Below are 14,422 nucleotides of genomic sequence, written 5' to 3' on the forward strand. Positions count from 1 at the left end.
TCCTCAATCCTGGTGTTGGTGGTCGAGAGGTGGCCGTGGTGGCGGCGGTGCGGGGGTGACGAGCACCCGCTGGGCGACGGCCAGCAGGGCGGGGCGCAGTTCCTCGTCGGGGATGTCGGCGAACGCACCGCACCCCTCGGCGATGCCGGCGAGCAGCACCAGCGCGGCGACCCGCGCGTCCTGCCCGCCGTCGGGGCCGGTCATCGCCTCGATCAGCCGCTCGGAGATGCGCTGGATGTGGGCGAAGGCCGGTTGGGCGAGCAGTTCCGGGAACTCCCCGCGCAGCAGCGCGATCTCGCCCCGGAACCGCACCGCGAGGTCGACGAAGCCCTCCGCCGCCACGCGTTGCGCCGCCGCGCCGGTCAGCGTCGAGATCCGCTCGTCCAGCTCGCAGAGGACCGCGATCGGTCCCGCCATCAGCTCGGCGAGCAGAGCCTCCTTGCCGGCGAAGTGGTAGAGCACCGCCGCCTTGGAGCAGCCCACCTCGCGGGCGATGTCCTGCAACGAGGTGCCCTTGTAGCCGGTCACCGCGAACCGCCGGGCCGCTGCGGCGAGGATCTCGCCGTGCGTGCGGGGGGTGCGTCGGATCATGCGTTCCAGCATGCCTGACCGATCGGTCAGACACTGACCGATCGGTCAGAGAAAGTCGGTGGCGTTCGCCACAGCGCCGGGCCCGTTGCTCCCGTGACGCACCGTCATGCCCGGCCGTGCCTCCGGTCGTACGCGGACCGCGCCTCGCTGATCGCCGTACGGTGCCGCTGCGCCCAGGCGGTCAACGCCAGCAACGGCTCGTGCAGCTCCAACGCCATCGGGGTGGCCCGGTACTCGACCCTCGGCGGCACGCCCGGATGCACCCGGCGGTGCAACAGGCCGTCCCGTTCCAGGTTGCGCAGCGTCAACGTGAGCATCCGGCGGCTGATCCCCTCCACCTGCCGGGTCAGCTCCGAGAAGCGGACCGGGCCGGGGGAGGCGGCCAACAGGATGCCGATCGCCCACTTGCCGCCCACCCGGTCCAGCGCCTCCCGCAGGGTGCAGTCGCCGTCCCGTCCCCCGCCGGCACACCTGTCGTCGTCCTGCTCCCCGTCGTGCCGGTCCGTGCCGTGCCGGTCCGTGCCGTGCCGGTCCGTGCCGTCCCGGTCCCTGCCGTCCCGGTCCCTGCCGTCCCGGTCCGTGCCGTGCTGGTTCCCGGTGCCGTGGCCGTGCTGGTCCGGGCCGGCGTGGCTGTCGTCGTCCTGCTGCCCGCCGGTGCGGCCGTCGCTGAGTTCCCGGGACACGAGGGTGCCTCCTTCCGCCGGTGCCATGGTCACAGACGGACACCCCGACGACGGGACCGGCGGCCGACCCGTGTCGGGGTTGCGCCGGGCCGGTACGGCCGGGAGGGTGGGCGGATGGGTGGGGCGGAGGAGACGCGGGACGGGGTCGGCCTGACCAACCTGGGCCAGCCGCTGCTCGCCGGCAGCGATCTGACCAAGCGGGACCTGGTCGACTACCTCGACGCCGTACGCGACCGCATCCTGCCCGGCCTGCGCGACCGGCCGCTGTCGGTGGTCCGGCTGCTGCGCGGGCAGGAGCCGTTCATGCAGAAGAACCTGCCGAAATACACCCCCGACTGGGTACGCCGCACCGCGATCTGGGCCGAGACCTCGCACCGCCAGGTGTCGTACGCGCTCTGCGACGACCGGCGCACCCTGCTCTGGTTCGCCAACCAGCGGGCCATCGAGTACCACCCGGCGCTGGTCACCGCGACCCTCCCCGAGCAGCCCACCCACCTCGTGCTCGATCTCGACCCGCCCGAGGGGGACGCCTTCCCGACGGTGGCCCGGGTCGCCGGGGCGGTCCGCCGGGCGCTCGCCGACGTCGGGCTGGCCGGCGCGGTGAAGACCAGCGGCGCGAAGGGGCTGCACGTCTTCGTGCCGGTGCACCCGGACACCACCGCCGAGGAGGTGGCCGCCGCGACCCGGGCGCTCGCCCTGCACACCGAGCGTCTCGACCCACAGGCGGCGACCACCGCCTTCATCCGGGAGGACCGGGGCGGCCGGGTCTTCGTCGACCCCACCCGGGCCGGCGGGGCGACGGTGGTCGCCGCGTACAGCCCCCGGATGCGCCCCGGGCTCCCGGTCTCCTTCCCGGTGGCCTGGGACGACCTCGACCGGATCAGCCCCGGCGACTTCACCGTGCGGACCGTCCCGGCGGTGCTCGGCGACCGGGACCCGTGGGCCGGGGCGATGCCCGCGCCGCAACGCCTCCCCGCCGACCTGGTGGCCGAGGGGCGCACCATCCCGGTGCCCCGGGTGCAGGCCATGCACGAGGGGAAACGCCGCGCCAGGGCCCGCCGCGAATCCCCCTGACCCGCCGCCCGCCCGGCCTCGGGATCGGCCGGGCTTGATCGACTCCCGTGGGCCGAGGTGGCGGCATCCCCGATGCCGCGACAGCGCAACAGGGCCGACATTGAGCGGATCATCGCCTTGGATCGGCACGCCGACGGCACGGACACCCGCCACGGGCCGCTGACGGCCGGAGATACGACGAAGGCCGCTGATCGGGTTTTCCCTGGTCAGCGGCCTTCTAGTGCTGGTCGTCCGTGGTGCCCCCGGCAGGATTCGAACCTGCGCCCCCGCCTCCGGAGGGCGGTGCTCTATCCCCTGAGCTACGGGGGCTCAGCGACCTGAGAAGAGTAGCAAACCCCCTTCGGGATCACCGAATCGCCACCCGGGACCCCTCGGTTCTCCCCGTTGACCTGCGTGATCGTGACGCCGAGGCGGGCGAGGGGTGGCCGCACCGATCCGTCGGCGGCGGGCGGACCGTCACCGGTGACCCAGGGCTGGCTGTCACCGTCGGCCGGCGCGAGCTGATCAGCAGGCTGGTCGCAGCGACCACGCCGGCCGCCGAGCCGTCACCGGCGGCCGGGCCGGGCTGGTCAGGCGGCGGCCAGGGTGCGCCCGCAGCTCGGCAGCGGGTGCAGGACGATGCGCCGGGGCAGTCGGCGGGGCCACTCGTTGCGGGGCCAGGAGCCGTCCACGATCAGGTGCACCGGGTGCTGGTCGGTACCGCTGAGCCGGAACACGAAGTCCCGGGGGAGCGGCGGGTCCACGCTCGGCGTGGTGACCATGAACCGGACCCGGCCCCGGGACGACACCGCCGAGATCACCTCGGCGGCGGGCATGGTGCCGCGTAGGCGTACCCGGCCGATCCAGTAGACCTCCGCGTCGTGTTCCTGGGCGGCCCGGGTGATGGCCGGGTACTCGCCGCGTACCCAGCGTTCGACCGCGCCGACGCAGAGCCCGCAGGCCCGCTCGCGCGGTTCCCGGGGGCCCAGCCCCCAGGCCCGCAGGTACGCCCCGACGGTGCCGGCGTCCATGGTCAGGTCGAAGCGGCGCTGGATCAGCGCGGCGAGGCTCTGGCGCGTCCAGAGTTCCTCGTCCAGCCCGAAGGCGTCGGGGTGGACGCCGCGCAGTACGTCGATCAGTTCGAGTTCCTGTTGCCGGCTGAGCGCTCCCGACTCGCCCTGCCGGTGTCCGCGACGGGCGGCTGCCACCGCTCCGTCACCGCCGATGGTGTGGCGTCGGCACCAGCTGGTGACCGAGCGCCGCGCGTCTCTGAGTGCAACCCCCACGTCCTACGCAACGAGCACTAATCGCAACTGGTCACGATATGTAGGTAGAAACCTCTCGTAGACCCTCAAAGGTGCGCAGCACGCTAAAGATGCAAATCACCCATAACCTGTCACGGGGTCCGGCGGATGCGCGGAGGCCCGCGTCCGCCGGAGCGGTACGCGGGCCTCCCAGGAGGTCGGGCGGGTCAGCCGCCCAGGCGCTTCAACGCGTTCTGCAGGTTGGTCAGGTCGGTCTGCTGGGTGTTCTTCATGATCTGGGCCACCGCGAGCACGTCGTCGTCGCTGCCGGCGTCCAGGATGCCCTGGATCATGTGGATGCCGCCGAGGTGATGCTTGATCATCATCTGGAGGAAGAGGACGTCCAGCTCGCGCCCCTGGGCGACGCGCAGCTTGGCCATCTCCTCCGGCGTCGCCATGCCCGGCATCAGACCGTTCTCGACCTTGGCCCCGTCGGGCATCCAGGCCATCCGGGGCTCGCTGCCGGTCGGGTCGAGCCCCCACGACCGCAGCCAGGTCTGCATGGTGCCGATCTCGCCCTGCTGGCCGGTGGCGATGTCGCCGCCGATCTGCCGCACCTCGGGGTCGGTGCCCCGGTCGAAGACGATCAGCCCCATCTCCACCGCCTGGGCGTGGTGGGTGCTCATGTCCCGGGCGAAGCCGGCCTCCGGCGAGCTGTCGCCCGGCCGGGTCAACGTCGGCGTGAGCAGGCCACCGGCGTACCCGAGGAGGAGGCCGACCACGACGGCGGCGGTCAGCGCGAGCACGCCGTAACGGCCGGCGGGCCGCCGGTCACCGGAGGGGGTGACCGGGGGCTCGACGGGCGGCGTGTCGGTCGTCGCGGGAGCGGTCATCGCCACGTCCTCACTGGGTGGGCATCTCTTGCTGCTGCGGGACGTTGTCGCGCGGGGCGGTGCCGGTGGCCGTGATGCCCTGACCGCAGTTGGCGTTCGGGCCCTCGACCGAGGCGTTCACCCGCAGCGTCTTGATGAACTCGTCGATCCGGCTGTCGTCGGCGTTGTCGACCTTGAGCTGGTAGCCCCACGCCTGGAGCGAGATCGGCTTGTCCAGCCCCTCGAACGGGCTGAGCATGGCCTTCTCGACGCCCTGCACCTTGCTGCGGAGCTTGCTGACCTGGTCGGCCGGCAGGTCGGGACGGTAGGTGATCCAGACCGTGCCGTGCTCCAGGCTGTGCACCGCGTGCTCGTTGGCGATCGGGGCGTCGTAGACGTCGCCCATGCAGTTCTGCCAGGCCGGGTTGTGCGGGCCGGCCACCGGCGGGAGCACGTCGTACTTGATCGCGCCCTGCTGGTGCTGGCCGCCCTGGACGAGCTTGGGGTCCTTCTCCCGGAAGTCGACGATGCCGTCGATCTCGGAGGCCCGCTGCTCCCACGACTTGGAACCCTGGAAGGCCGCGTACGCGCCGTAACCGATGATCGAGACGGCGAGCACGCCCACGGCCACGAACAGGGCGATCGGGCCCCAGGACCGGCCCTGGCTCACCTTCACCGGGGCGATCGGCTTGCGCGGGCCCTTGCCGCCCGAGGTCTGCCGGGGGGTGCCCGTGGACTTGGCGGCCCCGGGCTTGCTGGCGCCGGCGGCGGGCCGGCCCGCCGCCGGCTTCTTGCCGGTGCTGACCACGGTCGGACGGCGCTGCGGGCCGCCCGGGGTGCTGATGCTCATCGTCCCTCGTCAGGTCGGTCGGTCAGGGGATCTGGCGGGCCGGGTGACGCTCAGGGTCGCCGCCGAGTGCCCGAGTCTACCCCCGATAACATGGTTCGGTGACTCCCGCAGAACTCGCCGAGGTCGTCCTCTCCGCAGCCCACGCCGTCTTCCGCGAGCGTGGGCTCGACCCCGCCGCGCTCCCGGCGCACACGGCGGTGGAGCGACCGCGCAACCCCGACCACGGCGACTACGCCTCGACGCTGGCCCTCCAGCTCAGCAAGAAGGTCGGCGTCCCGCCCCGGGAGTTGGCCGCCGCGCTGGCCGACCAGCTCGGTCGGGCCGCCGGGATCAAGTCGGTGGAGATCGCCGGCCCCGGGTTCCTCAACATCCGGCTCGACGCCGCCGCCGCCGGCCAGCTCGCCCGGGCGATCGTCGAGGCCGGCGAGGAGTACGGCCGCAGCGACCGGCTCGCCGGCCAGCGGATCAACCTGGAGTTCGTCTCGGCGAACCCGACCGGCCCGGTGCACATCGGCGGGGTCCGCTGGGCCGCGGTCGGCGACGCGCTCAGCCGGCTGCTGCGGGCCACCGGCGCCGACGTCGGCACCGAGTACTACTTCAACGACGCCGGGTCGCAGATCGACCGGTTCGCCCGGTCGCTGCTCTGCGCCGCGAAGGGCGAGCCGGCCCCCGAGGACGGCTACGGCGGGGCGTACATCGCCGAGATCGCCGAGCAGGTCCGGGCGGTCCGGCCGGACGTGCTCGACCTGCCCGACGCGCAGGCCCAGGAGGTGTTCCGGGTCGAGGGCGTCACGCTGATGTTCGCCGAGATCAAGTCCTCGCTGCGCGGCTTCGGGGTGGAGTTCGACACCTACTTCAACGAGAAGGACCTGCACGACCGGGGCGAGCTGGACCTCGCCCTGGACCGGCTGCGCGCGCAGGGCCACCTGTACGAGGCCGACGGGGCGACCTGGCTGCGGACCACCGACTTCGGTGACGACAAGGACCGGGTGCTGCGCAAGTCCAACGGCGAGTGGACGTACTTCGCCGCCGACTGCGCCTACTACCTCGACAAGCGGGAGCGCGGCTTCGAGCGGGTCGTGATCATGCTGGGTGCGGACCACCACGGCTACATCGGGCGGATGAAGGCGATGTCCGCCTGCTTCGGTGACGACCCGGCGGTCAACCTGGAGATCCTCATCGGCCAGCTGGTCAACCTGGTCCGCGACGGTGTGCCGCTGCGGATGAGCAAGCGGGCGGGCACCGTGGTCACCCTGGAGGACCTGGTCGACGCGATCGGGGTGGACGCCTCCCGCTACGCGCTGGCCCGCTACTCCAGCGACTCGCCCATCGACATCGACGTCGAGCTGTGGACCCGGGCCACCCGCGACAACCCGGTCTACTACGTGCAGTACGTCGCCGCCCGGACGGCCAGCGTCGGCCGCAACGCCGCCGAGGTCGGCCTGAGCCGGGGCGACGGGGCCGGGTTCCACCCCGAGCTGCTCGACCACGACAAGGAGAACGAGCTGCTCAAGGCGCTCGCCGAGTTCCCCGCCGTGGTCGCCGCCGCCGCCGAGCTGCGCGAGCCGCACCGGGTCGCCCGCTACCTGGAGGACCTGGCCGGGGCGTACCACCGGTTCTACGACAACTGCCGGATCCTGCCGCGCGGTGACGAGGAGGTCACCGACCTGCACCGGGCCCGGCTCTGGCTCAACGACGCCACCCGCACGGTGATCGCCAACGGGCTGCGCCTGCTCGGCGTCTCCGCCCCGGAGCGGATGTGACCGTGGGTACCCGGGAAGCGGGCGGGCGGGCCCCCCAGACGCGAAGCGGAGACGAGTAGATGCGTGCGCACGAAGCCGGTGCCCTGCACGGTGACATCGGCCACCGGGGGCCGGCCTGGCTGCGTCCCCCGGCCGACGTCAACGCCCTGGTGCCGCAGCTCTGGCCGCGCCAGGTCGAGCGCGGCGCGGACGGCGCGCTGACCGTCGCGGGTCTCGACGTCCGCGAGCTGGCGGCCGGGTACGGCACCCCGGCGTACGTCCTCGACGAGGACGACCTGCGCTCGCGCGCCCGGGAGTTTCGGGACGCCTTCCCCGACGTGGACGTCTACTACGCCGGCAAGGCGTTCCTCTGCCGGGCGGTGGTCCGGATGATCGCCGAGGAGGGCCTGCACCTGGACGTCTGCTCCGGCGGCGAGCTGGCCACCGCGCTGTCGGCGGGGATGCCGGCGGAGCGGATCGGCTTCCACGGCAACAACAAGTCCGTCGCCGAGCTGACCCGGGCGCTGGACGCCGGGGTGGGGCGGATCATCCTCGACTCGTTCACCGAGATCGACCGGCTCACCGCGCTGGCCCGGGAGCGCGGGGTCCGCCCCGGGGTGCTGATCCGGGTCACCGTCGGGGTGGAGGCGCACACCCACGAGTTCATCGCCACCGCCCACGAGGACCAGAAGTTCGGTTTCTCGCTGGCCGGCGGGGCCGCCGCCGCGGCGGCCTTCCGGGTCATCGACGAGGGCGTGCTGGACCTGCGCGGGCTGCACTCGCACATCGGTTCGCAGATCTTCGACACCAGCGGCTTCGAGGTCTCCGCCCGTCGGGTGCTCGCCCTGCAGGCGCAGATCCGCGACGCCCGGGGGGTGGAGCTGCCCGAGCTGGACCTGGGCGGCGGCTTCGGCATCGCGTACACCACCCAGGACGACCCGTCGCCCCCGGCCGAGCTGGCCAAGCGGCTCCGCAAGATCGTCGACTCGGAGTGCGCGGCGGAGAACCTGGCCGTCCCGCACCTGTCGATCGAGCCGGGCCGGGCCATCGTCGGCCCCGCCGTGTTCACCCTCTACACGGTCGGCACCGTCAAGGACGTCGACGGGCTGCGTACCTACGTCAGCGTGGACGGCGGGATGAGCGACAACATCCGGACCGCCCTCTACGACGCGTCGTACTCGGCGACGCTCGCCGACCGGACCTCGACCGCCGAGCCGCTGCTGGCCCGCGTGGTGGGAAAGCACTGTGAGTCCGGGGACATCGTGGTGAAGGATGAATTCCTGCCCGCCGACGTGCAGCCCGGAGATCTTGTCGCGGTCCCCGGCACGGGGGCGTACTGCCGGAGCATGGCCAGCAACTACAACCATGTGCCCCGCCCTCCGGTGGTAGCGGTGCGTGACGGCCGAGCCCGGCTGATCGTACGGCGGGAGACCGAAGAAGACCTGCTCGCTTTGGATGTGGGATGACGTCACCTGTGCGCTTGGCCCTGCTCGGCTGCGGAACGGTCGGGAGCGAGGTGGTCCGGCTGCTGCACGAGCAGGCCGCCGACCTGACCGCCCGGATCGGTGCTCCGCTGGAGATCGCCGGTATCGCCGTGCGCCGCGTCGGCCGGGACCGGGGTGACCTCCCCGTCGACCCGGCGCTGTTCACCACCGACCCGCTCGGCCTGATCAAACGCGACGACGTGGACGTCGTCGTCGAGGTGGTCGGCGGCATCGAGCCGGCGCGGAGCTGGCTGGTGGAGGCGCTGCGCGCCGGCAAGAGCGTGGTCACCGCCAACAAGGCGCTGCTCGCCGAGGACGGCGCGGCACTGCACGACGCGGCGGCCGAGGGCGGTGCCGACCTCTACTACGAGGCGTCCGTGGCCGGGGCGATCCCGCTGCTGCGTCCGCTGCGTGAGTCGCTGCACGGCGACCGGATCAACCGGGTCACCGGCATCGTCAACGGCACCACCAACTTCATCCTCTCGGCGATGGACGCCACCGGCGCCGGCTTCGCCGAGGCGCTCGACGAGGCGACCGAACTGGGGTACGCCGAGGCCGACCCGACCGCCGACGTGGAGGGCTTCGACGCCGCCGCGAAGGCCGCCATCCTGGCCTCGCTCGCCTTCCACACCCGGGTCACCGCCGCCGACGTGCACCGGGAGGGCATCACCGAGGTCACCGTCGCCGACATGGCCAGCGCCAAGGCGATGGGCTGCACCATCAAGCTGCTCTGCATCGCCGCCCGGGGCACCGACGCCGCCGGCCGGGAGACGGTCAGCGTCCGGGTGCACCCCGCGATGATCCCGCTGACCCACCCGCTGGCCAGCGTCGGCGACGCGTTCAACGCGGTCTTCGTCGAGGCCGAGGCGGCCGGGCAGTTGATGTTCTACGGGCGGGGGGCGGGCGGGGCGCCGACCGCCAGCGCGGTCCTCGGCGACGTGGTGGCGGTGGCCCGCAACCGGCTCGCCGGAGCGTACGCGGCCAGCGAGTCCGCCTACGCCGACCTGGCGGTCCGGCCGATGGGTGAGGCGCTGACCCGCTACCACATCAGTCTCGACGTGGTCGACCGGCCGGGTGTGCTCCAGGCGGTGGCCGGGGTGTTCGCCCGGCACGACGTCTCCATCGCCACCGTCCGGCAGGGGCCGGCCGGCGGCGGCCCGGCCGGCCGTGGCGAGGACGCCGACCTGGTCATCGTCACCCACGTCGCCCCGGACGCCGCGCTCGCCGCGACGGTACGGGAGCTGCGCGGGCTGGACATCGTCCGGTCGGTGGCGAGCGTGCTGCGGGTCGAGGGCGGGGCATGACCGGGCGTCTCGCCTGATGGTTATCGGCGGGTGTGCCGGAGGCCGGTCGACGAGGCTGGTCCAGGCTGGCAGGGGCCCCGGCACGACCGGGGCGGCAGAGGCGAGGAGAGCGACATGTGGCGGGGCCTGATCGAGACGTACCGGGACCGGCTGCCGGTCACCGACGCCACGCCCGTGGTCACCCTGCACGAGGGGAACACCCCGCTGTTGCCCGCGCCGGCGCTCTCCGCCCGGCTCGGCGCGGACGTCTACCTGAAGGTCGAGGGGGCCAACCCGACCGGCTCGTTCAAGGACCGGGGGATGACGGTCGCCGTCTCCAAGGCGGTCGAGGCCGGCGACAAGGCGATCATCTGCGCCTCCACCGGCAACACCAGCGCCTCCGCCGCCGCGTACGCGGCCCGGGCCGGGATCACCTGCGCGGTGCTGGTGCCGCAGGGCAAGATCGCGCTGGGCAAGCTGGCCCAGGCGCTGGTGCACGGGGCCAAGCTGCTCCAGGTGCAGGGCAACTTCGACGACTGTCTCGCACTGGCCTCGAAGCTCGCCCAGGACTTCCCGGTGGCCCTGGTCAACTCGGTCAACCCGGACCGGCTGCACGGCCAGAAGACGGCCGCCTTCGAGATCGTCGAGGCGCTCGGTGACGCCCCCGACATCCACTGCCTGCCGGTCGGCAACGCCGGCAACATCTCCGCCTACTGGATGGGCTACTCGGAGGACCTGCGCGACGGCAACGCCACCCGCGCCCCGAAGATGTACGGCTTCCAGGCCGCCGGGGCGGCCCCGATCGTCAGCGGTCAGGTGGTGCCGGAGCCGTCGACGATCGCCACCGCCATCCGGATCGGCAACCCGGCGAGCTGGACCAAGGCGCTCGACGCCCGGGACGCCTCGCAGGGGCTGATCGCCGCCGTGACCGACCGGGAGATCCTGGCGGCGTACCGGCTGCTCGCCCGCGAGGTGGGGGTCTTCGTCGAGCTGGGCAGCGCGGCCAGCGTGGCGGGTCTGCTCCAGCAGGGGGCCGAGGGCCGGGTGCCGGCCGGGGCGACGGTGGTGTGCACGGTCACCGGCCACGGCCTGAAGGACCCGGAGTGGGCGATCTCCACCGCCCCCGCCCCGATCACCATCGCCAACGACGCCCTGACCGCCGCCCGCTCCCTCGACCTGGCCTGATCCCCGCCCCGCGCCGGGCGACGGTGACGGCCCGGTGCCGTCCCCGTCGCCCCGGCCGTCGGGTGACCACCCCGTGACGGGTGGGGGAGACCGGGTCGGGCAGACTTTCCCTACGCCTGTCCCCTCTCCCAGGAGTGAGCCACGCCGATGTCGCTGCTCGCCAGATCCAGCCTCGCCAACCGGGGGCTCGTCGCCCTGATCGCGGTGGTGACCGCGGCGTTCGGGGCGTTCACCGTCCCCTCGCTCAAGCAGCAGTTGCTGCCCTCGCTGGAGTTCCCCGGCGCGTTCGTCGTCGCGGTCTACCCGGGTGCCTCGCCGGAGATCGTCGAGGCGCAGGTCGCCGAGCCGATCGAGAACAGCCTCCAGAGCATCCCCGGGCTGGAGAAGGTCACCTCCACCTCGCGGGAGGGGTCGGCGACGATCGCGGTGGAGTTCGTCTTCGGCACGGACATCGACGACGTGGCCAACAAGATGCAGACCGCGCTGAGCCGGGTCGACGCGCAACTGCCCGATGAGGTCGACCCGCAGGTCATCACCGGCAGCACCGACGACCTGCCGGCCGTGGTGCTGGCCGCCACCGGCGGCGGTGACGAGCAGGCCCTCGCCGCCAAGCTGCGCGACACGGTGGTGCCGGAGCTGGAGGGGATCGACGGGGTCCGCACGGTCGCCGTCACCGGCACCCGCGAGCAGGTCGTGACGATCGTGCCGGACCCGGCGAAGTTCGCCGCCGCCAAGCTGACCCCGACCGCGATCGCCACCGCGCTGAAGTCCAACGGCATCGCCGTCCCGGCCGGCGCGGTCGTCGACGGCACCACCGCGCTGCCGGTGCAGGTGGGCGCTCCGGTCACCACCCTCGACCAGCTGCGGGGCATCGCGCTCACCCCGACCGCGCCGAAGGCCGCCCCGGTCCGGCTCGGTGACGTGGCGACCGTCGAGCAGCAGCTCGCCCCGGCCACCGCGATCACCCGCACCAACGGCAAGGAGAGCATCGGGGTCCAGGTCACGGCCGCCCAGGACGGCAACGCCGTACGGATCTCGCACGACATCCGGGACCGGCTGGACGACCTGCGGTCCGCCTCGGGCGCCGAGCTGACCATCGTGTTCGACCAGGCCCCGTTCGTGGAGAAGTCGATCGAGAGCCTGACCACGGAGGGGCTGCTCGGCCTGCTGATGGCGGTCGTGGTGATCCTGGTCTTCCTGCTGTCGGTCCGGTCCACCCTGGTCACCGCGGTCTCCATCCCGCTGTCGGTGGTGGTGGCGCTGCTCGCCCTCTGGATCGGCGACTACTCGCTCAACCTGCTCACCCTGGGCGCGCTCACCATCGCGGTCGGGCGGGTGGTGGACGACTCGATCGTGGTGTTGGAGAACATCAAACGCCACCTGGAGTACGGCGAACCGAAGCGGGACGCGATCGTCACCGCCGTCCGCGAGGTGGCCGGGGCGGTGACCGCGTCGACGCTCACCACGGTCGCGGTGTTCGCCCCGATCGCGCTGGTGGGTGGTTTCGTCGGGCAGCTCTTCGCCCCGTTCGCGATCACCGTCACGGTGGCCCTGCTCGCCTCGCTGCTGGTGTCGCTGACGGTGATCCCGGTGCTGGCGTACTGGTTCCTCAAGCCGCCGCGGGACGGGGCGGACGAGGCGGTGCGCCGGGCCGCCGAGGAGAAGGAACTGCGCAGCCCGTTGCAGCGGGCGTACCTGCCGGCGATCGGGTTCGCCACCCGGACCCGCCGGACCCGCTGGATCACCGTGGCGGTGGGCATCCTGCTGCTGTTCGGCACGTTCGGGCTGGCCCAGAAGCTGGAGACCAACTTCCTCGACGACTCCGGCCAGGACACCCTGAGCATCAGCCAGAAGCTGCCGGCGGGGTCCGGGTTGGCCGCCACCGACGAGGCCGCCCGCCTGGTCGAGGGGGTGCTGGCGCGCACCGACGGGGTCGAGACCTACCAGGTGAGCGCGGGCGGCAGTGACCAGCCGTGGCTGGGCGGCGGCGGCAACAACACCGCCCGCTGGTCGGTGGCGCTCGGTGGGGACACCGACGCCAAGGAGATGAAGGAGGTCCTGCGCCGGGAGTTCGACCGGCTCGGGTCCGGCGCGGGTGAGCTGAGCTTCGACAACGGGCAGGGCGGCACCTCGGGCAGCCAGTTGGAGGTGGTCGTCCAGGCCGCCGACACCGACACCCTGAACCGGGCCGCCGACCAGGTCCGGGCGGCGATGGCGGGCACCCCCGGCGTCGAGGACGTGGCCACCAGCCTGGCCGACCGGGTGCCCCGGGTCGACGTGACGGTCGACCGGCTGGCGGCGGCCCGGGTGGGGCTCAGCGAGGCGGCGGTCGGGCAGTTGGTGTCGCAGGCGTACCGGGGCAGCCCGCTGGGTCGGGTGACCCTCGACGGCGGGCAGCAGGACGTGGTGCTGCGGACGACGGCGGCCCCGCCGCTGACCGAGGAGCAGTTGCGGGCGCTGCCGGTGGGCCCGGTGAAGCTGGACGACATCGCCGACGTCACCCGGGGCGAGGGGCCGCAGCAGATCACCCGGATCGACGGTGAGCGCAGCGTTTCGGTGACCGGCACGGCCACCGGCTCGAACCTCGGTGCGACCACCACCGAGCTGAAGAAGCGGCTGGACGACGTGGACGTGCCGGGGGCGACGATCGCCGTGGGTGGCGCGAGCGCCCAGCAGGAGGACGCCTTCGGCGACCTGGGGCTGGCCGTGCTGGCCGCCATCGCGATCGTCTTCCTGATCATGGTGGCGACGTTCCGGAGCATCACCCAGGCGCTGATCCTGCTGATCTCCATCCCGTTCGCGGCGACCGGCGCGATCGCCCTGCTGCTGGTCACCGGGACCCCGCTGGGCGTGCCGGCGCTGATCGGCGTGCTGATGCTGGTCGGCATCGTGGTGACCAACGCGATCGTGCTGCTGGATCTGATCAACCAGTACCGGGCGCAGGGGATGGGCATCACCGAGGCGGTGGTCGAGGGCGGCCGGCGTCGGCTGCGGCCGATCCTGATGACGGCGGTGGCCACGATCTTCGCGCTGCTGCCGATGGCCCTCGGGCTGACCGGCGAGGGCGGCTTCATCTCCCAGCCGCTCGCGGTGGTGGTGATCGGTGGCCTGCTCAGCTCGACCCTGCTCACCCTGGTCCTGGTGCCGACCCTCTACACGATGGTGGAACGCACCAAGGAGTCGCTGCGCGAGCGGCGGGCCGGCCGGCGGGGACGGACCTCCGACGAGGGCGGCCCCACCGGGACGCCCGCCGAGCCGGACGCCGAGGTGCCGACGCCGGTGGGTGCCCCGGCGGCCGAGGCGTCGGGTGGACCGCCGGCCCGACCGGCCCCGTCGGCCGCGCTGGTGGACGGCACCGACCAGTTCGAGGTGCTGCGGCTGCCGAAGAGCCGCCGGTCGCCGCTGCCACCGACCGAGTAGTCCCGCCCGGCCGCG

At 73.0% G+C, this 14,422-nt stretch carries 11 protein-coding genes and 1 tRNA gene; 6 read left to right on the forward strand and 6 right to left on the reverse strand.

The window, feature by feature from the left end; translation table 11 throughout:
* Positions 1–3: 3 nt before the first annotated feature.
* Positions 4–591, reverse strand: a complete 588-nt coding sequence (locus H1A17_RS23890; RefSeq protein WP_145921478.1) for a TetR/AcrR family transcriptional regulator — start codon at positions 589–591, stop codon at positions 4–6.
* Positions 592–695: 104 nt separating this feature from the next.
* Positions 696–1,028, reverse strand: a complete 333-nt coding sequence (locus H1A17_RS35335) for a helix-turn-helix domain-containing protein (protein WP_194822938.1) — start codon at positions 1,026–1,028, stop codon at positions 696–698.
* Positions 1,029–1,388: 360 nt separating this feature from the next.
* Here H1A17_RS35335 and ligD point away from each other — a divergent pair, with 360 nt between their 5' ends.
* The gene (gene ligD, locus H1A17_RS23900) at positions 1,389–2,348 is read left to right on the forward strand and encodes a non-homologous end-joining DNA ligase (protein WP_194822935.1); all 960 of its coding nucleotides are present in this window, start codon (positions 1,389–1,391) and stop codon (positions 2,346–2,348) included.
* Between the two features lie 234 nt (positions 2,349–2,582).
* Here the strand turns inward: ligD and H1A17_RS23905 are convergent.
* The 4 genes from H1A17_RS23905 to H1A17_RS23920 all read right to left on the reverse strand — a co-directional run bounded on the left by H1A17_RS23905 (position 2,583) and on the right by H1A17_RS23920 (position 5,293).
* Positions 2,583–2,657, reverse strand: a tRNA-Arg gene (locus tag H1A17_RS23905).
* A 260-nt stretch (positions 2,658–2,917) separates the two neighbouring features.
* Positions 2,918–3,613 (reverse strand): winged helix-turn-helix domain-containing protein, encoded by a 696-nt coding sequence (locus tag H1A17_RS23910; protein WP_194822936.1) that lies wholly within the window; start codon positions 3,611–3,613, stop codon positions 2,918–2,920.
* A gap of 185 nt (positions 3,614–3,798) precedes the next feature.
* Positions 3,799–4,464: a DUF305 domain-containing protein gene (locus H1A17_RS23915; RefSeq protein WP_145921475.1), complete on the reverse strand. Its 666-nt coding sequence runs from the start codon at positions 4,462–4,464 to the stop codon at positions 3,799–3,801.
* Between the two features lie 10 nt (positions 4,465–4,474).
* Positions 4,475–5,293 (reverse strand): DUF3105 domain-containing protein, encoded by an 819-nt coding sequence (locus H1A17_RS23920; protein WP_145921474.1) that lies wholly within the window; start codon positions 5,291–5,293, stop codon positions 4,475–4,477.
* A gap of 98 nt (positions 5,294–5,391) precedes the next feature.
* On the opposite strand from H1A17_RS23920, the gene argS reads away from it, so the two are divergent.
* The 5 genes from argS (at position 5,392) to H1A17_RS23945 (ending at position 14,407) form a co-directional block, all read left to right on the forward strand.
* Entirely contained in the window at positions 5,392–7,056 is a 1,665-nt protein-coding gene (gene argS / locus H1A17_RS23925) for an arginine--tRNA ligase (protein ID WP_194822937.1), read from the forward strand.
* A gap of 59 nt (positions 7,057–7,115) precedes the next feature.
* Positions 7,116–8,501 carry a diaminopimelate decarboxylase gene (gene lysA / locus H1A17_RS23930; protein ID WP_145921472.1) on the forward strand — a complete coding sequence of 462 codons (1,386 nt, stop codon included), beginning with the start codon at positions 7,116–7,118 and terminating at the stop codon, positions 8,499–8,501.
* 8 nt (positions 8,502–8,509) lie between these two features.
* On the forward strand, positions 8,510–9,823 hold the full coding sequence (locus tag H1A17_RS23935; RefSeq protein ID WP_194822939.1) for a homoserine dehydrogenase: 1,314 nt from the start codon (positions 8,510–8,512) through the stop codon (positions 9,821–9,823).
* 114 nt (positions 9,824–9,937) lie between these two features.
* Complete coding sequence (gene thrC / locus H1A17_RS23940; RefSeq protein ID WP_145921470.1) at positions 9,938–10,987, forward strand: threonine synthase; 1,050 nt, start codon at positions 9,938–9,940, stop codon at positions 10,985–10,987.
* Positions 10,988–11,134: 147 nt separating this feature from the next.
* The gene (locus H1A17_RS23945; RefSeq protein ID WP_145921469.1) at positions 11,135–14,407 is read left to right on the forward strand and encodes an efflux RND transporter permease subunit; all 3,273 of its coding nucleotides are present in this window, start codon (positions 11,135–11,137) and stop codon (positions 14,405–14,407) included.
* Positions 14,408–14,422 lie beyond the last annotated feature (15 nt).

This window comes from Micromonospora sp. S-DT3-3-22 (genome assembly GCF_015354745.1).
GTDB lineage: Bacteria > Actinomycetota > Actinomycetes > Mycobacteriales > Micromonosporaceae > Micromonospora > Micromonospora wenchangensis.